Annotated in this window: 21 protein-coding genes and 1 tRNA gene; 8 read left to right on the top strand and 14 right to left on the bottom strand. The window is 57.2% G+C overall.

Annotated features, from left to right (window positions below; all coding sequences use genetic code 11):
• Nucleotides 1-3: 3 nt before the first annotated feature.
• From J7380_RS19670 to J7380_RS19655, 4 genes are all read right to left on the bottom strand, one after another.
• Nucleotides 4-525, bottom strand: a complete 522-nt coding sequence (locus J7380_RS19670) for a hypothetical protein (protein WP_209198373.1) — start codon at nt 523-525, stop codon at nt 4-6.
• A 24-nt stretch (nt 526-549) separates the two neighbouring features.
• Complete coding sequence (locus J7380_RS19665) at nt 550-2,745, bottom strand: TOMM precursor leader peptide-binding protein (RefSeq protein ID WP_209198371.1); 2,196 nt, start codon at nt 2,743-2,745, stop codon at nt 550-552.
• 86 nt (nt 2,746-2,831) lie between these two features.
• Entirely contained in the window at nt 2,832-3,062 is a 231-nt protein-coding gene (locus J7380_RS19660) for a hypothetical protein (protein WP_209198362.1), read from the bottom strand.
• A gap of 167 nt (nt 3,063-3,229) precedes the next feature.
• Nucleotides 3,230-4,516 carry a cytochrome P450 gene (locus J7380_RS19655; RefSeq protein ID WP_209198359.1) on the bottom strand — a complete coding sequence of 429 codons (1,287 nt, stop codon included), beginning with the start codon at nt 4,514-4,516 and terminating at the stop codon, nt 3,230-3,232.
• Nucleotides 4,517-4,542: 26 nt separating this feature from the next.
• Here J7380_RS19655 and J7380_RS19650 point away from each other — a divergent pair, with 26 nt between their 5' ends.
• On the top strand, nt 4,543-5,859 hold the full coding sequence (locus J7380_RS19650; RefSeq protein WP_209198349.1) for a SagB family peptide dehydrogenase: 1,317 nt from the start codon (nt 4,543-4,545) through the stop codon (nt 5,857-5,859).
• Between the two features lie 458 nt (nt 5,860-6,317).
• Here the strand turns inward: J7380_RS19650 and J7380_RS19645 are convergent.
• A tRNA-Val gene (locus J7380_RS19645) sits at nt 6,318-6,393 on the bottom strand.
• Nucleotides 6,394-6,455: 62 nt separating this feature from the next.
• Nucleotides 6,456-7,709, bottom strand: coding sequence for an aminotransferase class V-fold PLP-dependent enzyme (locus J7380_RS19640; RefSeq protein ID WP_209198339.1), 1,254 nt, complete (start codon nt 7,707-7,709; stop codon nt 6,456-6,458).
• Between the two features lie 225 nt (nt 7,710-7,934).
• Between J7380_RS19640 and modA the strand changes: the two genes are divergently transcribed.
• The 5 genes from modA to J7380_RS19615 all read left to right on the top strand — a co-directional run bounded on the left by modA (nt 7,935) and on the right by J7380_RS19615 (nt 11,550).
• Nucleotides 7,935-8,714 (top strand): molybdate ABC transporter substrate-binding protein, encoded by a 780-nt coding sequence (gene modA, locus J7380_RS19635; protein WP_209198337.1) that lies wholly within the window; start codon nt 7,935-7,937, stop codon nt 8,712-8,714.
• Nucleotides 8,715-8,717: 3 nt separating this feature from the next.
• Entirely contained in the window at nt 8,718-9,410 is a 693-nt protein-coding gene (modB, locus tag J7380_RS19630) for a molybdate ABC transporter permease subunit (RefSeq protein WP_209198335.1), read from the top strand.
• Complete coding sequence (modC, locus tag J7380_RS19625; protein WP_209198332.1) at nt 9,407-10,504, top strand: molybdenum ABC transporter ATP-binding protein; 1,098 nt, start codon at nt 9,407-9,409, stop codon at nt 10,502-10,504. Before modB ends, modC begins: the two co-directional genes overlap by 4 nt.
• 84 nt (nt 10,505-10,588) lie before the next feature.
• Nucleotides 10,589-10,996, top strand: coding sequence for a hypothetical protein (locus J7380_RS19620; RefSeq protein ID WP_209198330.1), 408 nt, complete (start codon nt 10,589-10,591; stop codon nt 10,994-10,996).
• Nucleotides 10,997-11,136: 140 nt separating this feature from the next.
• Nucleotides 11,137-11,550, top strand: coding sequence for a hypothetical protein (locus J7380_RS19615; RefSeq protein WP_348539133.1), 414 nt, complete (start codon nt 11,137-11,139; stop codon nt 11,548-11,550).
• Here J7380_RS19615 and hemF read toward each other — a convergent pair whose 3' ends face one another.
• Genes hemF through clpS form a run of 4 tightly spaced genes read right to left on the bottom strand, consistent with a single transcriptional unit; the run spans nt 11,551 to nt 14,606 of the window.
• Nucleotides 11,551-12,435, bottom strand: coding sequence for an oxygen-dependent coproporphyrinogen oxidase (gene hemF, locus J7380_RS19610; protein ID WP_209198328.1), 885 nt, complete (start codon nt 12,433-12,435; stop codon nt 11,551-11,553).
• Nucleotides 12,436-12,439: 4 nt separating this feature from the next.
• On the bottom strand, nt 12,440-13,237 hold the full coding sequence (locus tag J7380_RS19605) for an SDR family oxidoreductase (RefSeq protein WP_209198326.1): 798 nt from the start codon (nt 13,235-13,237) through the stop codon (nt 12,440-12,442).
• A 37-nt stretch (nt 13,238-13,274) separates the two neighbouring features.
• On the bottom strand, nt 13,275-14,240 hold the full coding sequence (locus J7380_RS19600; RefSeq protein WP_209198324.1) for a class I SAM-dependent methyltransferase: 966 nt from the start codon (nt 14,238-14,240) through the stop codon (nt 13,275-13,277).
• Between the two features lie 24 nt (nt 14,241-14,264).
• Nucleotides 14,265-14,606: an ATP-dependent Clp protease adapter ClpS gene (gene clpS / locus J7380_RS19595; RefSeq protein ID WP_170356801.1), complete on the bottom strand. Its 342-nt coding sequence runs from the start codon at nt 14,604-14,606 to the stop codon at nt 14,265-14,267.
• Nucleotides 14,607-14,699: 93 nt separating this feature from the next.
• On the opposite strand from clpS, the gene J7380_RS19590 reads away from it, so the two are divergent.
• Both J7380_RS19590 and J7380_RS19585 read left to right on the top strand, forming a co-directional pair.
• Nucleotides 14,700-15,401 carry an HAD family hydrolase gene (locus J7380_RS19590; protein WP_209198315.1) on the top strand — a complete coding sequence of 234 codons (702 nt, stop codon included), beginning with the start codon at nt 14,700-14,702 and terminating at the stop codon, nt 15,399-15,401.
• Between the two features lie 281 nt (nt 15,402-15,682).
• On the top strand, nt 15,683-17,059 hold the full coding sequence (locus J7380_RS19585) for a D-alanyl-D-alanine carboxypeptidase family protein (RefSeq protein WP_209198306.1): 1,377 nt from the start codon (nt 15,683-15,685) through the stop codon (nt 17,057-17,059).
• Between the two features lie 151 nt (nt 17,060-17,210).
• On the opposite strand, the gene J7380_RS19580 is transcribed toward J7380_RS19585, so the two are convergent.
• From J7380_RS19580 to J7380_RS19565, 4 genes are all read right to left on the bottom strand, one after another.
• Nucleotides 17,211-18,458, bottom strand: coding sequence for a hypothetical protein (locus J7380_RS19580; protein WP_209198304.1), 1,248 nt, complete (start codon nt 18,456-18,458; stop codon nt 17,211-17,213).
• Nucleotides 18,459-18,608: 150 nt separating this feature from the next.
• Entirely contained in the window at nt 18,609-19,370 is a 762-nt protein-coding gene (locus J7380_RS19575) for a 5-oxoprolinase subunit PxpA (RefSeq protein WP_209198302.1), read from the bottom strand.
• Between the two features lie 13 nt (nt 19,371-19,383).
• Nucleotides 19,384-20,382, bottom strand: coding sequence for a biotin-dependent carboxyltransferase family protein (locus tag J7380_RS19570; protein ID WP_209198300.1), 999 nt, complete (start codon nt 20,380-20,382; stop codon nt 19,384-19,386).
• Complete coding sequence (locus J7380_RS19565) at nt 20,379-21,134, bottom strand: allophanate hydrolase subunit 1 (RefSeq protein WP_209198298.1); 756 nt, start codon at nt 21,132-21,134, stop codon at nt 20,379-20,381. Before J7380_RS19565 ends, J7380_RS19570 begins: the two co-directional genes overlap by 4 nt.
• Between the last annotated feature and the right edge of the window lie 777 nt (nt 21,135-21,911).

Here is a 21,911-nt window from a genome sequence, read left to right as displayed (position 1 = left end):
GTGTCAGAATGCGTCCTTCGGCACATCATAAGAGATGCGTTCGAACGTCTGCGACACGACAAACTGAAAACCATCGGTTTTGCCTTCCTCATCCCGCGGGACAAAGGGTCCAATAATGCGCCGTTGGTTGGGGTTCAGGAAATACTGGTTGTTGTAGTAGTCCCCGGTCGGAAAGTTGAGGTGGAACAGATACGTCCCCGGTGAGCTTTCGACACCGTGGACCTTGACCGCGCCAGTAATCGATTGGCACGATTTGCCATCAACCTGCAGTTCAAATTCTCGCAGCACAAAAAGGTCTTCTAGGGCTTTTCCGTGTTCGTGTTCCTGGATCAGTTGGTCAAGGCTGCCAAGGTCTTCCTGCCGGTAGTGCATGACCTTCCCGGGCTCTTTCCAGTCGATGGTCAGGATGCTCGGGCCAGTGTACAGGTATTCACCCTTGTTATCGTAGACGATCGAATGACCGGTCCACATCCCGATCATAATGTCGAAAGGGCGGGCATAGTCAAAAGGGGTAGGGCTGATCATATCTGAAATCCTATTTGGTTGCGGTCAAAACTGTATCACATGCGGGTTCAGGTCATTCTCTTGCGTCCGCTCAGCAAGCCAACCCTGCTCTACGGGAACGTCATAAAGCCGTCCGGGGCCGAACCGGGCCCAGAAGTGGCGCAAGCCCGGTGCAACGACCCGCACAACCGGGAAATTCACGTCCGGTCGGGTCTGATCCAGTACCAGAACGTCGATGTTCTTTGCTTTCAAACGTGAGAGGCAGGTCTGGATATCCACAAGCACGTCGTCAGCTGCGAGGCTGTGCGTACTGTCCAGCGCAAGCATGGGCTGCGTTTCGTCAGGCACAAGGTAGCGCGCTTCATGTAGCCGTGTTGTGCGCCACCAATCTATTGCATCCGGACTGCCAAGATAGCTCTGCTGCATGGTTGTACCAAACGTTTTAGGAACGGCTTCAAGGGATTGGTTTATTTCCGTCAAAGCTCGCGACAGGGCCACCTCTGGGTCGAGGTGACAACCAAAGCCGTAGATGATGTCTTCTTCTTGTTTGTCTGTTCGGGCCGAGATCGCTGCGAACGTCGGGATGCCGATATCGCTTGTAACGTCTACCACCGTGAGGGTTCGATGCAGTTGGGTATAGTGCGCAGACAGGTCACGACCGTAAGAGTCGCGCGCAGCAGCCAGGTCGACGCCTGGCCGGTTCAGCCGGTTGTACCACCAGATCGCGACAGCGTCGCGTTCGATCAGCTCCAATAGCCCCTGCAGAATGGCTTCTTCCAATGTTCCGCCGGCGGCACAGCCGTTAGAGTCGGCGCGGCCGAAACTTGCGCCGGGTCCTCGATAGCCAAAATAGCACATGGATGTCGGCAGATGGCGTATGCGCGCTTCTCCCAATGACCAGAGCGGTGTCCATTCGATTTGTGCCTCAGGGTCGAAAGGTTCAGGCACCCAATAGGCCTTGTGCGCCTTGCGATTAAGCTCGGCCCGATCCGCAAACTGCTGGGCGCTATAGCCCTGACACGCGTTTGGCAGGATCGCGGTGTCGAGGTCTCGGTACCGGGCAAGATGCCGAGGTTCCGAGCCGTCGAACACTCCGCAGTACCGTTCCAATGACTCAGCTATCGCGCTGATGCGAGCTTGTTCCGGGCTGCGCCCCTTGCCGCCAGACCGTCGCCGCAGACCCTCGCGCAGGAAGAACTTGTTGTCGTGTAAATCCGAGAAGTTGTGATCGGCTGAATAAGTCGGTGTGATCCACTCGGGGCTGCCATCGGGCCCGCTGCGGATACCTGGTTCCAGCGCGCCGACAATCCCGGTGATCGGACTGACATGCCTGTCCAGAGCAGCCAGAATTTCGGCAGGGCCGCGCGATCTGTGCCCGCCATCTGTTCCTTGCAGCTTGGGGCGTGGTTGCAAAGCCGGTGAATGAGGCACGGCCGTGTTTTGGGCAGGGTCGCCACATATCGGACATTGCGGTCGGCGGGTCAGAATATGAGTCTTTCGCTCCATCGACATATGATCGGTACTGATCACTCGGTCGGCTAATGTCGATGGGCCGCCTGTTCCGATCCAGCGTGCAACTTCTGTCGCGATTTCGGCGAGGGCCGCAAATTTTGACGCGGCAAGACTACCTTGCGGAGCCAGCCGAGCTTTGCCCAAGCCATTTAACCGACCAATGTGGGTATCGACCCTGCGATGCCACCGAAGGCGCTGCGTCAAACATTCAAGACATGCGGTTTCGCCCGGAACAAACGCCGGGCCCAGCCAACTTTCCATTCCGCCGGGGCTGACCAGTATCCACGGCCTCTGTTCTGCGACGGCCATTTTGTTCCACTCGGCCAAGTCCCGGTGTAGGTAATCGTCTGCAACAACGACACTCAGTTCGCCGCGATCCGCGACACAAAGCCCGTTCCTTTCAAGCAACATGCGCAGATCTTCGGCAATTCCATCGTCGCAGATTACATCGACCGTTGCGTTTGCTAGACGTTTTGCCGCTTGCGACGGCAATGCCCCAGCGCATTCCCAGAAGGCTTGCTGCTCGCGGGGGATGGGGGCCGTATCTTCGGCTAGAAAGCCGCGCTGTTTCAGAATGTCCAACGCTGAGAATATGTCGGCACTGACATAGCGCCGGCACAGTTGGTCAAATATGTCGTCAACCAGAAAAGACCCGTCCAGCAATGGTGCCAGATCCGAGAAAATTGGGCTGGTCAGGCAAACATGGCCCTTGTGGCTGAAAAGGTACAAGCCCTCTTCCGGGACAACAATTGCCTCTAGGCTTGATTTAAACCGCGGTGCCGCAATGGCACTGGCATACATTGGGGCCTATGCCCTTAGCAGCACGCCGGCGGAGCGACTGCGGTGCTATGCTCATGCAAATCATCCTCATGCACGCCGTCTGGCCGGTCGCCGACGTTTACGATCTGAGTGAAGGTTTTGCCGATTTCTTCGCCATACGCCTTGACCGCTGAGGTCGGGTCCTGCTCTAGCAGCGTCCGGAACTCTGGGTCTTTCCAAGCCTTGGCGTGCATCTTGCCCCAGTCTTCATTTGTTGGTGCTGTCATGGAACATCCCTCCCTATTTTAGGTCGCCTTCTGCTAAACTGCATTCGGCCTTAGCGTTTTGTTAACCTTTTCACAGGCTAAGGAGTCGATCAAGGTGCGAGTTGGGTTTCTGTTGTCTTGTTCACAACCGGTTCATCTACACAACCGGTTCATCTACATGTCTAAATTCAGGTTTGGTTTCTGCTTAGAACTTCAAACTGACCTTCTGTCCCAGCTATCGGGCGAAGGCTGCATTTTTGCGCAATTACTTGAATGATAACGGCCATCTGCAAAAGTGACTGAGCGGCCGCGACGCAAACTCTTGGACCTGCCCCGAAAGGAATATAAGCTTTGGCTGAGTTGGGCTTTACGCGGCCCGCGGCAAAGCGGTCGGGTTGAAACTGGGATGGCTGAGCAAAATAACGAGGATCCCGATGCAGCAACTCCGGGCTGATCCAAACCCCAAGACCTTCAGGCAGTTGATAGTCTTGCAGCGTAAAGCTTTTGGCGATTTCTCGGTAGAGAATAGGCGCAGGGGGCGACAGGCGCATCGACTCGCGAAGGATTGCCACCGTTTCGCTTGCGCTAAGGGTCGCAACGTTCAGGCGTTTCGCTTCATCAACAGCCGTCGCCTCGGCATGCAGCCCTTCATGCAACTTGTGGCTGGCGACATCGCGCCAAAACTGGGTCAGGGCAAATGGAATCGTGAGATGCCCGGCAAACAGCATCTGAACAATCTCGCCAATAACATCTTGCCTAGACAGAATTTCAGGCGCGTTGCGCTGGGCCGCAACCAATGCCGACAGAATGTCACCGCGATCGACAAACTCGTCAAACCGCGCATGGATAAGGGCAACCACATTGTCCATGCGCGCGGGCGCACGAGGACGCGTCATCTGCAGTGCTCCTGTGGCATGTCTCAGGGTTGCGGTGAAATCCTCGCCATAGGCTTCCTGCATGGTCACAAGTCCACTGCGCTGGTGGTCCGTACCAAAGCCCTGAACGTCGGCATCCAACACGCTGCGCATTGCGAGGCGGCTGATCAGCAACCGAACCTCGTGGGGCAGGTCAATCTGTTCACCGCCTTTCCAGCGCGCTGTGGTTTCATGTGCAAGCTCAGCCGCCAAAGCCAGCCGAGGTCCGCGCAGACTGCTGCGAAACAACGGCAGCAAAACCTGTCGTCGAGCTCGCCAAGTCTCGGGGTAATTCAGTGTTGTCAGGCCGTCGCCCCAATAGCCTGTATTCGAATCTCGCAAAAAGTCGGGCTTGCGCAGGTCGGCCTCGTGGAATCGAAGCAACGCTCGCACCAGATCGGCGTCGTGCACAAAGACGATCGGGCCAGCACCCAGGTCAAATTGCGACACGCTACCGAACGTGTCGAACAGGTATTCCAGAAACGTCAGCGGGCCGCGCTGGAAGAACTGTGCGTTCAGACGCGCGTGTTGAGCCCCAACCGGGCCGGGCGGCAAAGTCACGGCCATAGCCTGGCAGGAGGAATATGATGGAGCGACCGACTATCTGGGCCTATGGGCTGGCGCCTGATGTTATGCTGGAAACTATAGCGGGGGAAACGAGGCTCAATAGTCCGATGGGGTCGATCAACCTGACAGACGATGCCCATGTGACGCTTGCCCAGCAGCTTGCGCTGGGCTTTATGAGTGAAACAGACCTCATGAATTGCGTATCCGGAAACCCTGAGGCCGAGGATGTCTGTGCATCGTTTTTGTTTCGTCTGGATCAACGCGGGTTTCTCTGTCGGTTCGTTATGCAGGATGACAAGCCTATCGCGGTTTGTGTTCCGCAACGCTCCCCTGTCTCGGGCCTTCCGGATTTCACGCCCAAAAACAGTCTCAGGCTGTCTCGTGAAACACTGTTGTCTCCGAAAAAGCAAGGGTTGCAGGCGCGGGTACCAGGAAGCTGGGCTTCGATGCAACTTTTAGACGCCAAACTGTCGCCGCTGCTTTTCGAGCTCTCTGCCGGATCAGATTCCGCAAATGCAGCAAACAGTGTGCCCGAGATTGAGCCGGAAGTTTTCGAGGCTGTTATCCGCCTGTTTGCCTGGTGCGGTTTGCTGGAATGTGGCGAAATACCTGCTGCGCCGGTTCACGAAACCCTGTTTGTCGAGCGCACCCGCCTAGGCTTCACCCGCGCGCATATCGGCAAAACCGGAGCAGCGCAGCGCCCAACCCAAGCCCCAGGCAATGATCCGGAAATAGTCCTGCCGAAACATGATGTAGACGCCCTTGCCGCAGGTGATCCTCCGTTCGCGGAGGTGTCCCGCAATCGCCAGAGCCGCCGTGAACAAGGGCGAACACCAATAGCGAAGGACCAATTGAGCGAGTTGTTGTTCCGGTGTTTCCATCCGTTGGGTCAACACCATTCTTATCCGAGCGGAGGCGGCCTTTACGCGTTGACCGCGTATCTTTTGGTCAATCGTTGCGAAGGTCTAGAAGCCGGTCTGTACGTCTATGACAGTGCTGGGCATGGCCTCAACATGATCGCAGAAGTCAACGCCCTTATGTGTAGCATGCTGAAGGACGCCGCCGCGTCGGCAAACCGCTCGGAACATACGCAAGTTCTCCTACTGCTCTCTGCGGATATGACTGCCGTCCGAGCGGCCTATGGCGATTTGGCCTACGCGTTGGTTTTGAAAGAGGTTGGCGCGGTTTATCAGAGCATCCAACTTGCGGGCACGGCGATGAAACTGGCGACCTGTCCTCTGGGAACGGCAAACTCGGTTGCATTCTCGGCTGCTAGCGGCCGTGACCTACACAATATGCCTTTGGTTGGTGAAATGATGATTGGATCAATCGACTAAGCGATCGACGACCCCAGCAGATTTTGGCTGGCCACGTCTGTTGTAAGCCGCCTATCAGCTCCTTTAACTGAAGCAATTCTGATCAGCCGATGCAATCGATGCGGCCCTCTCCTTTGAAAAAACGGTTAGCGCGATGAAATTATCCAGTGAAACACCGGCACTGATGTGTGTCAGATAATTTGACCCTTGAGGGCCTCTGGCGCTGCCAGAAGAGCACATCCAAAGCAGATACTACCGTAGGTCCTGAGCTCCTAATCCTCTGACAATCTCTCGTTTGCCAACAATATCTTGGTACTCAGTCGGTACAGCTACCCTAAGAGCGTACCCTTTATCTCTAAGGAACAATCCTCTGGGTAATCCAAAACGGTTTTGATGTTTCGATTCCCTTACATTCATCCTCAAATAGCCTCCAAGTTCTCGTTACAAGAATCTGAGTAAGCCATTGAAAATAAAGGAAATGGTGGGTGATGAGAGACTCGAACTCCCGACATCTTCGGTGTAAACGAAGCGCTCTACCAACTGAGCTAATCACCCGTGACGGTGCATTTAGCCAAGCCAGCGTCCGGGTGCAAGAGGGTCTGGAAGAATTTATTTGATCAAGCTGTCATCTCGTTCACTGCGGCCAGCAACTGGGCGACTTCTTGTTCGGTGTTGTAGTGACAAAGCGATATGCGAATGCAGTCGTTCAGGCCCAGCGGGGTCAGAACGTTGCCGCTGTAGTGATCGGCTTTGCGGATGTGGGTACGGATGCCCTGATCATTCAGACGTGTCACAACATCGGCAGAGGGGATATCCCGCACGACAATTGAAACCATCCCTTCGCGGGCAGGGTTGTTTGCGCCGCCCAGAATTGAAACGTGCTCCATATCGCGCAAGCCCGGCAGATTGCCGGTGCCGTTGATCATTGCATCTGTCAGATGCGCTTCGTAGGCGTGAATGGCGCGGCCAGCAGCCTCGATCCGGGCGCGGCGGTCCGTGTGGTCCGAGACCCGGTCGCCCAGCCACTCGAAATAAGCCACCACGTCGGACATGGTCGCGTAAGCACCGGTGTCGCGGGTTCCGAATTCCCACCCTTCTGACGGGGCGTCGATCAATTGGTCGTGGGGAAGGGCGGTCAGCCGGTCCGATATCCATGCAATGCCATACCCGTGGCGCGAGAACACTTTGTAGGGTGAGATTGCATAACCATCGACGTCGTAGCTGTTGATATCCAACTGCCCGTGAGCCGCATGCTGAATGCCGTCCACAATGATGAAACACTCGGGCGAGACCTCACGAATGGCCCGCGCGATGGCTGCCACATCCATACCCATACCTGTGACCGGCGAGGCGTGCACGATCGTGGCGACACATACGTCAGGAGTCATCGCTGCCCGGAATGCCTCGGCGGTGACGAGACCTGTATCGTTGTCGTGCTGGACGTTGACATACTCCAGCCCAGCAATGTCAGCCCAGCGGCAGGCGGCGCTGCGACTGGCGGGATGTTCGATGGAACTGCCGATGACCTTGCCGCCTTTGGGCGCGTTCACGCAGGCGGTGCGGATCATACGAAACAGCAGTTCGGTCCCGCTTTCACCAACAAAAAACTGACCTGACGGCGCATTCATGAACACAGCCAGATCAGCCTTGGCGGTGTTGATGATGTCGACAAGCGCATGGCTGGCGACGTTGTCGCGCCCCTGATTGTCAGGGATAGCGGCGAACTTGGCCGACGTCTCGACCACGGAATTCAACGTCAGGGCCCCACCTGCGTTTTCAAAGAAAATCCGGGGCCCTTGAAAGGGACAGCTGTCGACATGGGCAAAACGCGCGCGCACCGCGTCGATCAAACCTGGGATAGTGTGCAACATGTCGGCTTTCCTGTTCCTGACTCGCGCGCAGCATCCCCGTGACACGTATCAGGATCAAGATCGTTTGCGACATTGTCGCTGAGTCTGTTGACGAAAATGGTTTGGGGCAAGAATTTTCCAGCATTCTCTGCCCTTTGGGTGAACCTGCGGCGCATCGGCGCTTGCACGCCCCCCGGTGCCTCAGATATCCCCAAGAGGACCTTAACCCCGAGGGGCGGGAATGAGATGATCCTGTCACGTCTGCTTCGTGTATTTCTTGCGGCCATTACTCTGGCTATGTTTACACTGGCTCCGCTGCGCGCGGGGGCAGACGGCGTACTGGTTTTTGCAGCAGCCAGTCTGAAGAATGCTCTGGACGAGATCGCTCCGGCGTTCGAGGCACAGACCGGACAAGAGATTACGGTTTCCTATGCGGCTTCCTCGGTTCTGGCGCGTCAGATTCAGCTGGGCGCACCGGCGGATGTGTTCATTTCGGCGAATGTCGAATGGATGGATGTCCTGCAGGGTAAGGGCCTGATCGAAGCAAAAAATCGGGTCGATCTGCTGGGCAATGGGCTGGTTCTCATTGGCGGCACCTCGGCCCCCGACATGCAAGAGGTGACCCCCGAAACCGATCTGGCGGGGGCTTTGGCCGGTGGGCATCTGGCCATGGCATTGGTCGATGCTGTACCCGCTGGGATCTATGGCAAGGCGGCGCTGCGCAGTCTGGGCCTGTGGGATAGTGTTCAGGGGCAAGTGGCGCAAACCGATAATGTGCGTTCAGCGCTTGCTCTGGTTGCGGCAGGAGCAGCCCCCTTGGGCATTGTGTACCGATCGGACGCCGTGGTCGAAGACCGCGTTCGCGTACTCGCTGAGTTTTCGTCTGATTTGCACCCTGCAATCATCTATCCGGCTGGTGTGACAACGTCTGCCCGACCAGAGGCACTTGCGTTTTTAAAGCATCTGCAATCGCCCGAAGCGCAAGACATCTTTGAAAGGCAGGGCTTTTCCCTGCCGGAGCAATAAGCGATGGGATGGTTGGGTCCGGAAGAGCTTGAGGCCCTGAGGCTGTCATTGCGCGTATCCTTCTGGGCCACGCTGGTAACTTTGCCCTTTGGAGTTTTCACTGCCTATGCATTGGCCCGCTGGCGATTTCCGGGGCGACAGGTCTTGAACGGGCTCGTGCACTTGCCGTTGATCCTGCCGCCGGTTGTCACTGGATACCTTCTCTTGCTGACCTTTGGCATTCAGGGTCCGTTGGGTCGCGCCCTGTCCGAAGTCGGAATCGTGTTCGCATTCCGTTGGACCGGTGCAGCGCTGGCGGCGGGGATCATGGCATTCCCTTTAATGGTGCGCGCCATCCGGCTGTCGATCGAAGCGGTGGACCCCAAGCTAGAGCAGGCCGGTGCTACATTGGGGGCTTCGCGCGTTATGGTGTTTGCGACCGTCACTCTTCCGATGATCCTGCCGGGCGTTATCGCCGGGGCTATTCTGGCCTTTGCCAAGGCGATGGGCGAATTCGGCGCCACCATTACCTTCGTGTCCAATATCCCCGGGCAGACCCAAACGCTGCCGTCAGCGGTCTACGCCTTTCTTCAGGTTCCCGGCGGCGAAGCGGCCGCCACGCGGCTGGTTGTTATATCGGTTGTTATCGCCCTAAGCGCGCTTTTGCTATCAGAGTTCATAGCCCGCCGTGTCGCAGCAAGGGTGGCCGGGTCATGAGCCTTTCTGTCCGATTGCAGCATGATCTGCCCAACATCAAACTGGATCTCAATTTTGACGCACCCTCCGGCGTGACTGTTCTGTTCGGACGCTCGGGCTCGGGCAAGACGACGGTTGTGAATGCCGTCGCTGGATTGCTCAAACCGACTTCGGGCCGTGTCGCGGTCGATGGATGGGAGCTGTTCGACACCGAGAAACATCTGTGGCTTCCGCCGCACAAGCGGCGTTTGGGCTATGTCTTTCAAGAGGGACGCCTGTTCCCCCACCTGACGGTGCGCCAAAACCTGTCATACGGCCGTTGGTTCGCACCCAAGGGCGCGCCGCGTGAGAACCCCGACAAGGTGATCGAGATGTTGGGGATCGGCCATCTGCTTGACCGCCGTCCTGCTGGCCTTTCCGGGGGCGAGAAACAGCGCGTGGCGATTGGCCGGGCCTTGCTGGCCAGCCCGCGCCTGATATTGGCCGATGAGCCGCTGGCGGCGCTGGACGATGCGCGCAAGGCCGAGATCCTGCCCTATTTCGAACGCCTCAGGGATGAGGTTTCGGTGCCCATTCTGTACGTCACCCACTCTGCCGCCGAGGTGGCGCGCCTGGCGACGTCGGTTGTGGCGTTGCAAGACGGAAAGGCAGTGCGCCACGGGCCAGCCTCAGAAGTTCTGGCCGACCCATCGGTTGCGCCTGCAGGTATCCGCGCGGTCGGGGCGGTGCTGCAAGTGCGGGTTGCCAAGCACCATTCCGATGGTCTGACCGAGTTGAACGCGGGCGGGACAAGCCTGTTCCTGCCGCGTATTCCGCACCAGATTGGCGATGATCTTCGAATCCGTATTCCCGCCCAAGAGGTCATCTTGTCCAACAAGCGGCCAGAGGGCCTGTCGGCGCTGAATATGCTGGAAGGTACGGTTGACACCATTCGCGCGGGCGAAGGTCCGGGGGCGATCGTTTCAGTGAAAACTCCGGCGGGATCTGTTCTTGCTCGCATCACTCGCCGTTCGGTCGACGCGCTGGGCCTGCAACCGGGCCAGCTTTGCTATGCGGTAATCAAGACGGTTGCCCTGGCACCACAGAATGTGGGCGGGCGTGTGCTGAGCGAATAGCACGTTGTGGTGCAGGAACTTTACTAGACTGTGATGTTGTCTATGCTTTGTTCTGCGGTGCTTAGTGTGAAAGGGTAAGGGATTATGCGGTTTCGGAAAATGCCTGCCGTTGCGGCGATTGTATTGTTGCCAGGGGTCGCTCAGGCGATCGGTTTCGGAGTGAATCTTAACCCTGCGGTCCGGGTTGACGTGGCGGACAAAGGCAATGGCATCTACGAGGTATCAACCCGAGGGACCTCAGCGCCGGTCGCGTATTGGTGCGGTATTGGGGATTATGCGATCCGAACACTCAGAACCAAGGCGACCCAGCGGATTTACATCACGCGTGCCTATGAAAAACAAACCCGGACGGTTCAGTTTTCACTGACCGCACCAGAAGGGGTGGATACCACTCCGGGATACTCGGTCACGGTCAAACGTGTGGGCGAGAACCTGTCGGCGGGGTCCGCGCAGACTTATTGCTATGACAATTTCCTCGATTTCGGATTCTGAAGGCCTGGACGCTCTGCTGGGATTCATCACGACTGAATGACGCTTTTGTGTTTTGCCAGCGCTTCGCGGTTCAACAACGCTGCGGAGTCAAGGGATGCGGCCAATGAGGGCTGCTGTGACTTGCGCAGAGGTAATCGACCGTGAAACTCTTTAAATGTATGCCTTTAGCTTTGACGCTGCTTCTCTGTGCGGAAGCTCAGGCGGATCAGCCGGGTATTGGTATATTCCCCACCTTTCAAGTTCACGTGACGCCATTACAAACGGGCAATTTTGAAGTGAACGTAGTCGGGTCATCAGTTGCGCTGGCGTATTGGTGCGGGATTGGGGACTATGCGATCAGGACACTGGGAACTGACTCAACCCGGCGCATCTATCTTTCAAAACCATATGAGCCGGGTATTCGAACCGTAGAGTTTTCCTTGGACCCGCAAGTTGAGCCCGACACGACATCCAAACATTCGATCACCGTGAAGTATGTGGGCGAAAATTACTCGGCATCCAAGGCTGAAAGCTATTGTTACGACGCTGTTCTGGATATCAGGATGAAGAAGTAATCACACCCATTTCGCCAGTGGAGGCAGGCTCATCAAAACGGCATCTGGGTCGTGGCCGGTTTCCAGTCCGAACTTGGTGCCTCGGTCGTAGACAAGGTTGTACTCGGCATACAGACCACGATGCACCAGTTGAGTGTTTTTGTCTGCATCGTCAAACCCCTGCACCCGGCGCTTTTCGACCAAGGGCAGGAAGGCGGGCAAAAAGGCGCGGCCGATGTCCTGCGTCAGTGCGAAATCGGCACTCCAGTCGCCGGTACAGTAGTCATCCATGAAGATGCCGCCCACACCGCGCGCGCGTTTGCGGTGCGGGATGTAGAAATACTCATCCGCCCAATCCTTGAGGCGCGGGTAATGCGCAGGCCCATGCGGGTCCAGATGCGCCTTTTGGGTGGCGTGGAAATGGGCGGTGTCGTCCTCATATTCGATACACGGGTTCAGGTCAGACCCGCCGCCGAACCACCACGCATGAGGGGTCCAGAACATACGGGTGTTCATATGAACCGCTGGCACGTGCGGGTTCTGCATATGCGCCACCAGTGAAATGCCCGAGGCCCAGAAACGCGGGTCTTCGGTCATGCCCGGAATGCCCTTGCGCGCAGCCATTGCCTGCTGCGCGCGATCGCCCAGCGTGCCGTAAACGGTCGATATATTGACGCCCACTTTCTCAAACACGCGTCCGCCGCGCATCACCGACATCAAACCGCCGCCCGCATCTGATCCGTCGTCTGATTGGCGGGTGGTTTCCTTCACTTCGAAGCGGCCGGGGGTGGCGTCGGAAAACAGCCCGGTGTCGTGGCTGTCTTCCAGGGCTTCGAACGCAGTTACGATCTGGTTGCGCAGGGTGCGGAACCACGCGGAGGCGGTGGATTTTTCGGTGTCAAACATGGGGTCAGTGCGCCGGTGCTGCAACGGGGTCCAGCAGGGTGCGGCCTCCGTCAATGGTCAGGATTTGCCCGGTGATGAACCCCGCCGCGTCCGAGGCCAGAAACTGTGCCGTCTCGGTCAATTCGGTGGGGGCGGCAATGCGGGCCAACGGGGTGTGCTTTTCGATATCGTCTCGGAAATCGCGGTTTTCCTTGAGCGTGGACTGCAACGAGGCGCTCATGACCGAACCCAGCGCGATCGAGTTCACGCGGATGCGGTTCGGGGCGAAAGCCACGGCCAGCGACCGCGTCATCTGATCCAGCGCAGCAGTCGAGACGGAATAGGCCATCAGATCCGGATGCGTTCGACGTGCGGCAATCGAGGACAGGTTGATGATCGATCCGGCAGGGCTGTCTCCTTCTCCGGATTGTTTGATCATGCGTTTGGCGACGGCCTGGCTGAGACGCAGGGCTGGCATCAAATTCTGGTTCAGCAGGGTCTTGACCGAGTCGTCATCTGTATCCAACGGATCGGACGGGATAACCTGCCGCGACCCGTTGACCAGGATATCCACCTGATCAAAGGCGTCTATCGTGGCGGAAAGCAGGTTTGCGATGGTCAGCTTTTCCCGTAAATCGCCCGCGAAAAAGCGGATATTGCTGTCGTCGGCCTGCTCGCCCAACTCGTCGGTCAGCCGCTTTTCATCCATGTCGGCAAACATCACATTGGCACCCGCATCCGCGAAATGCCGCCCGATGGCCAGCCCGACGCCATTGGCGCCACCGGTGACGATGGCGGTCTTGCCTGCTATGGAAAAGGACATGCGTTGTCTCCCTGAGTTGCGCGCAGGTTAACCGGGATCACCGCCGAGGGCGAGAGGCGTGGAACACCTTGAACCGGTTATCGCCAGCGACTTCGTCGACGCGCAAGAAAGCTTCGTTCAGCGTGGTTTCGTAAGGCAGGTGGCGGTTGGCCACCATCCACAGCTCACCATGTTTTGCCATATTACGTGCGGCGGATTGGATAAAGCCCTGACCCAGCGCGGGGTCTGCGCTGCGCGAGGTGTGAAAGGGCGGGTTCATAACGACCGCGTCCAGCCCCTCGGGCGCGCGCCACGTTACCGCGTCGGCCCAGTGAAAAGACGCCCGGTCATCGGTTATATTGGTCTTGGCACAATTCAGGGCGATGTGGTCGGCCTCAACCAAGTACAAGGCGCGTAAGCCCTGTTTTTGCAACACGTTGGCAGACAGATACCCCCAGCCCGCGCCCAGATCGGCCACCCGTGCGCCCAAATTCGCGGGCAGGGCGCCCAGCAACAGGGCCGAGGCCGGGTCCACCCCATCTGCCGAAAACACGCCGGGGGCCGTTTTGAACCCGTCCACAACCTGTGTTCCGGGTGCGGCCCAATCGGCGAAGGCCTTTGGATCAGACCCAAACCAGAATATCTTGCCATGTGCTTTGGAAATCGGTCCCTCGACCTGAACGCGTTTGCGAATGTCCTTTAGTAGGCTGTCGACGCCGTCAGTTTTGGCCCCGTCCACAACGACAACTCCCTTGGCGCGAGAGCAGGCCTGTTGCACAAGGCTGCGCGCCAAGGCTTTGGCGCGGGGCAGGATAACCACGGCATCCTGACATGCCTCATGCGCTTCGGCTGTAGCGGCAAATCCCAGCGCCTTGAAGTGGTCGTGAAACGGCTTGAAGGGCTGCACCACCTGCGTCTCGCGTGGCAGCTCGGACAAGTCATGGGCTGGTGTCGGCCCGATCACCGTCAGCGGCTGTGACAGCGCAAGGCCGCTGTTCAGGGCAAGATCAAGGCGAGGGGACATACGCGTTCGTTGGAAGAGCAGACGCTACTCTTCGCGTTCCATTGTGCATTGCAGGGGGTGCTGGTGTCGGCGAGCAAAGTCCATCACCTGACCCACTTTGGTCTCGGCGATCTCGTGGCTGAATACGCCAACCACGGCGACGCCTTTCTTGTGCACGGTCAGCATGATCTCGAACGCTTCGGCGTGGGTCATGCCGAAAAAGCGCTCCAGCACGTGCACAACGAACTCCATCGGGGTGTAGTCGTCATTCAGTAGCAGCACCTTGTACAGCGGCGGGCGCTTGGTTTTAGGGCGCGTTTGAATCAGGACGGACGAGTCGCCGTCGTCGTCCGAATTGTCAGACATCATCCAAGGGTTTTCAAACATTGCGCGCAAAAGTCCGATTCAGGCTTCGGTTTATCTGAGCGGTTATATAACGTCCTAGGGGCCAGAGAAAAGAGCCAGCAGGACGTAATCGCAATGGAAGACAAGCTGACCATCGTTGGGTTCGATGCTGATGACACGTTGTGGCACAACGAACGGTTCTTTCAACTGACGCAGGCCTATTTCGCCGATCTGCTGGCGGACCATGCCGATCGGGATCATCTGATGGATCGTCTGCTTGCTGCAGAAAGACGCAACATCCGGCACTATGGGTATGGAATCAAAGGCTTCATTCTGTCGATGATCGAAACCGCGATCGAGGTCACCGAAGATCGTGTCCCGGCTTCGGTCATTCGTCAGTTGATCGACGCGGGGCAAGAGATGTTGGCCCATCCGATCGAACTGCTGCCCCATGCCCGCGAAGCGGTCGAAGCAGTCGGGGCGACTCACAAGGTTGTGCTGATCACCAAAGGCGACCTCATTGATCAAGAAAGGAAGCTGGCGCAATCCGGTTTGGGCGAGCTTTTTGACGAGGTCGAGATCGTTTCAGAAAAGACGGCTGAAACCTATCATGAAATATTTGCGCGCCATGGGACCGGCCCTACCCAAGCGATGATGGTTGGCAATTCGATGCGATCCGACGTCGTGGCTCCGATCGAGGCTGGCTGCTGGGGGGTCTACGTCCCCCATGGGCTGGTCTGGGAGATCGAAAAAGCCGAGGTCCCCTTCCGTTCGAACCGGTACAAGGAATTGCGGGATCTGGGTGAGTTGGCGAGCCTTGTTCGCACGCTTGCATGATGTTGCCGAATGGTCCCAGTTACAAAAAATTGAATAGGCTATGTGCGGCGGCACCAAATCAGAGGACGATTTAGTGGCTGAGGTGTGCAACTCGACCATATGTTGCGGGTGACTGCGCGCCGAAAGAAAGATCGAATTTACCAGCTTTCGGTTTATTTCGGACGTCCTCTGTGTTAGCCTTACGGGTAATAAAATAAATTAATTGCTGACCGGGAAAACCCGGCGGCCCGAGGTAGACAGAGGCAAAGATCGTGCAGGTTCGGCGGACAGTTCCGGCCCGAATGGGCTTATTTATTATAGCATTCGTGTGGCTGCTTTCTTTTGCGCCGTTGCAATCGGTTGCCGCGCCCTATGCGGCGATGGTGATTGACGCGCGCACGGGTGAGGTTTTGCATTCGCGCAACGCAGATACCCGACTTCACCCGGCTTCTCTGACCAAGATGATGACGCTCTATATTGCGTTCGAGGCTGTTCGGAATGGTGAGATCGAGTTGGATACGCAAGTACGTATCACCAAGGCAGCTGCGGCAGAGCCTCCGTCCAAGCTGGGGTTGCGCTCGGGGCAGCGGATTGCGTTTCGGTACCTGATCCGCGCGGCCGCCGTGAAATCCGCCAATGACGCGGCGACCGCCATCGGGATTGCCATTAGTGGATCCGAGGCCGCGTTTGCACGCCGTATGACGCGCACCGCCAAAGCCATGGGTATGAGCCGCACAACCTTCAAGAATGCGCATGGATTGACCGAGTCCGGCCACTTGTCGACCGCGCGGGACATGACGACGCTGGGTCGGCATCTCCTGTATGACTATCCGCAGTATTACAACCTGTTTTCACGTCAATCGACTCATGCAGGGATCAAAACGGTTCCGAACACCAACCGCCGCCTTTTGGCCGCCTATAAGGGTGCCGATGGGATCAAGACAGGATACACACGAGCGGCAGGTTTCAATCTGGTAGCCTCGGCCAAGCGCAAGGATGAGCGGATCATCGCGACCGTCTTCGGCGGAAAATCCGGTGCGTCGCGCAACGCCAAAGTGGCGGAGTTGCTGGATATGGGCTTCCGTCGCGCTCCATCCCGTGCGCCTATCCGCAAACCTGCCCGTCCGGCTTACGCTGGAAATGCGGGCCTGAATGCGCAGGTCGCGCGCCTGACCACTGCACCAACGGCCAGCCTGCGGCCCGTGTTGCGCCGTGCAACTGCAGTTCAAGTCGCCGGAACAGTTGCCGCGACAGCGGCAAAAGACGAAAGCAGAATTCAGGATGGAATCGCTGCGGCAATCGCAGCGGCTGATATCCAGACCCCGGATGACGGAACGGTGCGCCCGGCGCCTCGTCCTGATGATCTGGTTCTGGCGTCGACCAACCCAGCTGCTCAGCCAGAGCCGGAACGGGAGATTGTGACCCGTCTTTCTACCTCGGGCGGGCATCTTTGGGGCGTCAATGTAGGTCGCTATACTACGCGCTACGAGGCCGAGAAGGTGCTGCTGAAAACCGCTTTGGCCGAAATGACCACTCTGGAAGGAACCTTGCGCAAGGTGAATCAAAGCTCACGAGGTTTCGATGCGACGTTCCAAGGCATGACCCGCGAACAGGCCGATCTGGCTTGCCGCAGGTTGCAGGCCCGAAATGTCACCTGTTTCATGATCGGGCCGTCATAAGACCCGACATTCTCTCTCCTGATTGGATGGGGCTGCGAGGGAACTCGCAGCCTTTTTTTCGGAGTTGGGCTAACGTGCGAACATCCCGTGACGCGTTTGCCATTTTCGGGACATTCGTGTCCCAGAGCGTTTCGGAAGTGCTTGCAGGGCTTTAGTCGAACACATGACCGTGCTGGTACTGCTCGTCCTGACCGGCGGCGGCGGTTAACGCGGCGACATTGTCCTTGGTGAAAAAGCCATCATATTTGTGGCAGCGTTCAATGTATTCCGTGATCAGCAGCGTGTTTTTTGAGTGTTTTGAGAAGATCTGCTTGAGGTTCGGATCGTCTTTGCACTCGCCTACTACATGGGCCAGAAACGGCACGCCTTTGTCTTTGAGGGTGTTAACCACAAAATCTACATTCTTTTCACCCGCGCCATGATCGCCATCCTGAATCTCGACCGCCATGTGATGCAGGCGACGGCCGAAATTGCGGACAAAATCCTCGGTCGGCATCGGCAGTTTGGCGAAGGAATTCACGAAGGACGGCGTGTTGTTGGCGGTGAACACTTTGGCAGGTGATTTCTTGTCGTCATCTACGTTTGGGTTTCGGTTCACATTGGTGGACGAGTTCATGTCGAAGATGTTGTACGCGGCCCAGAAGTAATAGGGCACCATGGTCAGGAACTCGAGGATTGCGTCCTCGCGTTCTCCGGCAAGAACACGCGTGGCGAGGTGATCAATACCTAGCATGAGCGGCGCGATATTGCTGTCGGTCCCAAACGCGGCAGCCTGATTCAGACGAGCTTGCTCACTGACGCTCAATAGAACACGGTCGCCCAGACCGAGGCTATCCGTGTCGTTGAAGTCCAGATTGGAATAGCCAACCCGATTGCAGGTGAAATCCGAAGGTGTAGTGAACTGAAAACCCTGCAGCGTATAGAACGGATTTTCGGTGTCGCCTGAATACTCGAACCGAATATTCTGATCCTCCAGTGCTTGGGTCAGCGCGGTTAGGTCCGACGCGCCGAAGACCTCTCCGACATATCGGGTTTGCGGAGTCTTTCGAGCCAGCGGATACATGCGGTTGATGCGGGGAATAAAGTCTTCGAAAGCGGGGCTGAGCGGCGCCATCACGATCAGGGCAGGGTAGTCGGAATGTGAATGCAGGACCGAGAATTTATGCGTGCGCCCCAGATAGCTGGCTGTGTGGCGATAGGGCGTCATTACGTAGAGCTCGACCAGTGTGTCAAACAGCGCATCGGATTCGACTTGTATCACGATGGCCTTCATCGCCCCGACGAGGTCGGCAACGCCCGAGCTGGCGCGGCGTTCGTAGATTTTTGGTAAATACTCGTTGAAGAACTCCGAGTTTTTCTTGTCGCCGCGGGGTTCGTAGGACATCAGATCAAAAGACATAAAGCTATCTCCTTGCTCCTGCGCTTTGCAGGTGGTGCAGGGTGTTGCCGGGATTGTGGCACTCAGAACATGAACTTGTGGTCATGCTAGGGGCTGAACCTGACCCCGGCAACACCAGCGGTATACGCGTGCTGTCTTAAGCCAATCTGATCAGCGGATGAATTTCGTCACATCGACCCCGCCAGTGATCAGGTTTTCCCGCACCGAAGTTGCGATTTGCACCGCCGTAGGGCCGTCTCCGTGCAGACATATTGTGTCGATCGAGGTTTCCAGTCGTTTCCCGGATTCAGTGATGATGGCCCCTTCGCGCACCATGTTCAGGATGCGTGGTCCGGCCAGGTCCGGGTCATGGATGACAGCGCCGGGCAGGCTTCGATCCACCAGCGTTCCGTCGTCATTGTAAGCGCGGTCGGCAAAGATCTCTCCGACCCATTTGCAGCCAAGGTCGCGTACAGCTTCTTCCTGTTTGGTGACGGCCAGCACCATGATGATGATATCGGGGTCCACGTCCAGCGCGCCCAGATAACACGCTCGTGCCATATCCACGTCGACCGAGCACATGTTGGCCAACGCGCCGTGTAATTTCAGGTGCCGGACCTGCGTTCCAACCGCCTTGGCCATACCTAAAGCTGCCCCCAATTGATACCGCACCAGATTGCGCAGGGACGCATGAGGGATTTTCATATTTCTGCGGCCAAAGCCCTGCAGATCAGGAAAGCCGGGATGTGCGCCGATACCGACGCCGTTTTCAGCGGCCAGCTTCATCGTCTGCGCCATCACATCCCAATCACCCGCGTGAAAGCCACATGCGATATTGGCCGAGGTGATGATCCTCAGCAGACTATCGTCATCGCCCATCTTCCAGGGGCCAAAGCTTTCCCCCATATCGGCATTCAGATCGACGCTGGGCATCGGCAAAACTCCTTTAGTCGGTGGCAGAGATCATTCCGCCGATCAATTGGTAGGACAACAGGTCCGGGATGTCATGAGGATTGCGCACCAGCGGTTCGATCTGACTGTTTAGCCGGATCAGGTCAGCCGAGTGGCGGGCCTGTAGCGTCGCAGCCTCCTCAAGCGTTACGAATTCGAACCGAATTTCAGCACCCGCTGGCGTTTGTGCCGCCCGAGGGATGTCGCAAGGCAAGACCGTGGCGATACGTGGGTAACCACCAGTGGTCTGGCATTCCGGCAGCAGGATAAACGGGTTTCCAGTGCCGGTCATTTGGATGTCGCCAGGTGTGATGATCTCGGACAGGATATTTAGCTGCCCTTTTGCCGCAAATCCGGGTCCGTCGCTTTCCAATTGCATCCCCATGCGGTTGGCCCTTGCACCGCGCGTAAAGCTGGTGGCGGCAAACCGGTCCAAGGTGCTTTGATCAAACAGTGATGTCTGAAAACTGGCGACTACATGCAAAAGTCCGCCCGAGAACCTGTCCTCTGGTCTTAACTTCCAACCAGCACGCCCCGCGCCCTTGGAGCTATTCAATATGTCATCTTGCTGAACAACTCGCCCAATCTTTGCGGTCAGATGCGTTGAGCGGGACCCCAAAAATTCTGGCACGTCTATACCGCCTCCAAGATGAAGGTAGCCATAGCTGCCACGCAGCGCAGCTCCGATCACCAATCGTTGCCCGGCCTCGATCTGATGAGAGGCATTCCACGGCACGGGACTTCCATCAATACTGGCCTGCATCGGTGCGCCGGTAAGGGCAAAGCATGTGGTTTGGTTCGCTTCGAACTCTCCACCCATGCCAGCCATTTCCAACGCCGCAAGTTCCGGGCTCTGGTCCAACAGCGCAGCCCCTTCGTGCAGGGCAAGGATGTCAGCAGCCCCGGATCTGGACAAACCTTGATCCAGATATCCAATACGTCCCTGGTCCTGAATTGTGCAGGCGGGGCCGATGCGCAGAACGGTCAGAGTCACTGCTTGATCTCCTGACAAGTTGCGCCGCCCGTGCCGTCGGCGTTGTTTGCGCGGATATCCTCCAACGCGTCTCGGGAAATCGGCACGAACTGCATTTCGTCGCCGGGGCGCAGGGCAAAGCTGTGTTCTGCTTCGGGACGAAAGCATCGGAACGCGGTTTGGCCGACATGCCTCCATCCCGTCGGAGTTGGGCCTGAAAAAAGTACGAACTGCGATATTGCCAGAACCAGCGCGCCCTCGGGCACCATCGGGGTTAAATCCTGAAGTCGGGGTATGTTGAACTCGGGTCCAAGCGGGCCCAGATATGGCTGCCCCGGCGCGAAGCCAATCGTCAGGACACGGACGCGCGTTTCCGACAGGCGACGGATAGCTTCCTCGACGTTTAACCCTGCTGCTTGTGCCGCGTCGCCAAGCTGGGGTGCAAGCTCACCGCCGTATACTGTTGGAACACGCCAGAACCTGCGTCCCATGGGCATGGGCGCAGAGTACCAGTCTTGGTGGTCCAAAGCCCCGCGCACCCTGGCATCGAGGTCGGCATGTGACAAACGTTTGGTATCGAACCGGATATAAGCGGATGCCAAAGTGGCCGAGGTTTCAAGTACGCCTTCCCAGTTTTCGCTGTCGATGAGATCGCGAAACGCCAAGGCTGCCCGGTTCGAGGATTCTTCCATTGTGTCACCAAAAGAAACCAGCAAACCGTCATATCCGACGGTGCGCACGCGCGGGAATTTATGATCGGGCACTTGGGTCATGGAATTTCTTCAATTCAGCTTGGTTGCCGTGACCTGACCGCATCCGCAGTTGATACGCAAGCATTTGAGCGCGTGGATCCACTTTTGACACACTGTGGCTGCCGGAATCCCGCTTTTGCGCCGCAGGTTTCGACTCGCAAAGAGACGCACGAGTCGAGAGCTTCTAGTGCCTGTCGGCTTACTGCTCACTATATATAGGGTGTCGTTCGACCCGCCTTGTTTTCATCCCATATCTTGGGCTGTTGTTTGACGCTGAATTGGAGGGAAATGACGTCGATGGGTGGTGAGTAGATCGTTGTTTTAAAATGCAAAAATAAAAGAATGCAAAAAAAATGGCATTTTTCAAATTTTCTGCTTGCGGCTTTGTTGGGTAAACCTTAGAACCCCCTTCACCGGCGCTGCTGAGGTTGTGCTGGGGCGCTGGAGACGGTGCTGACGGACTGGAAAGACGGTTGAGACGCTCGGGAGAGACCGGGGGCATCTGAGGTTGTTGATTAGGCGGGCGCGCTGATTTGATTGGCGCAACGGTCTGGTTTTTGGCTCTGGGTGTTATGTTCTTTGACATTGATGGATAACTGAAGAGATATGTGGGCGGTTTGGTTCGTTTCGACGGATTGGATGTCTGTATATCGCGCTCTTAGGTTCGATGCCTGCGCTCAAGTAGCGTAAGCGGTAGCGCCGATTATAGAGTGTCAGCTTCACTGTTTGAGTGGTTCACTGATTTCTTAGGAAATCTGTGTACATCAAACAGATGACTTTTGGTGCGTTCCTTGACCT

The organism is Ruegeria sp. R8_1, from assembly GCF_017743815.1.
Classification (GTDB): Bacteria; Pseudomonadota; Alphaproteobacteria; order Rhodobacterales; family Rhodobacteraceae; genus Ruegeria; species Ruegeria lacuscaerulensis_A.
The sequence above is the reverse complement of the archived record's forward strand: the minus strand, read 5'-3'. Positions and strand labels throughout refer to the sequence as shown.

Excerpts from the sequence above, each read along its gene's own strand:
- J7380_RS19670 (WP_209198373.1), bottom strand. The coding sequence starts at position 525 with ATGATCAGCCCTACCCCTTTTGACTATGCCCGCCCTTTCGACATTATG.
- J7380_RS19660 (WP_209198362.1), bottom strand. The coding sequence starts at position 3,062 with ATGACAGCACCAACAAATGAAGACTGGGGCAAGATGCACGCCAAGGCT.
- J7380_RS19650 (WP_209198349.1), top strand. The coding sequence starts at position 4,543 with ATGGAGCGACCGACTATCTGGGCCTATGGGCTGGCGCCTGATGTTATG.
- J7380_RS19640 (WP_209198339.1), bottom strand. The coding sequence starts at position 7,709 with ATGTTGCACACTATCCCAGGTTTGATCGACGCGGTGCGCGCGCGTTTT.
- modA (WP_209198337.1), top strand. The coding sequence starts at position 7,935 with ATGATCCTGTCACGTCTGCTTCGTGTATTTCTTGCGGCCATTACTCTG.
- modB (WP_209198335.1), top strand. The coding sequence starts at position 8,718 with ATGGGATGGTTGGGTCCGGAAGAGCTTGAGGCCCTGAGGCTGTCATTG.
- modC (WP_209198332.1), top strand. The coding sequence starts at position 9,407 with ATGAGCCTTTCTGTCCGATTGCAGCATGATCTGCCCAACATCAAACTG.
- J7380_RS19620 (WP_209198330.1), top strand. The coding sequence starts at position 10,589 with ATGCGGTTTCGGAAAATGCCTGCCGTTGCGGCGATTGTATTGTTGCCA.
- hemF (WP_209198328.1), bottom strand. The coding sequence starts at position 12,435 with ATGTTTGACACCGAAAAATCCACCGCCTCCGCGTGGTTCCGCACCCTG.
- J7380_RS19605 (WP_209198326.1), bottom strand. The coding sequence starts at position 13,237 with ATGTCCTTTTCCATAGCAGGCAAGACCGCCATCGTCACCGGTGGCGCC.
- J7380_RS19600 (WP_209198324.1), bottom strand. The coding sequence starts at position 14,240 with ATGTCCCCTCGCCTTGATCTTGCCCTGAACAGCGGCCTTGCGCTGTCA.
- clpS (WP_170356801.1), bottom strand. The coding sequence starts at position 14,606 with ATGTTTGAAAACCCTTGGATGATGTCTGACAATTCGGACGACGACGGC.
- J7380_RS19590 (WP_209198315.1), top strand. The coding sequence starts at position 14,700 with ATGGAAGACAAGCTGACCATCGTTGGGTTCGATGCTGATGACACGTTG.
- J7380_RS19585 (WP_209198306.1), top strand. The coding sequence starts at position 15,683 with ATGGGCTTATTTATTATAGCATTCGTGTGGCTGCTTTCTTTTGCGCCG.
- J7380_RS19580 (WP_209198304.1), bottom strand. The coding sequence starts at position 18,458 with ATGTCTTTTGATCTGATGTCCTACGAACCCCGCGGCGACAAGAAAAAC.
- J7380_RS19575 (WP_209198302.1), bottom strand. The coding sequence starts at position 19,370 with ATGCCCAGCGTCGATCTGAATGCCGATATGGGGGAAAGCTTTGGCCCC.
- J7380_RS19565 (WP_209198298.1), bottom strand. The coding sequence starts at position 21,134 with ATGACCCAAGTGCCCGATCATAAATTCCCGCGCGTGCGCACCGTCGGA.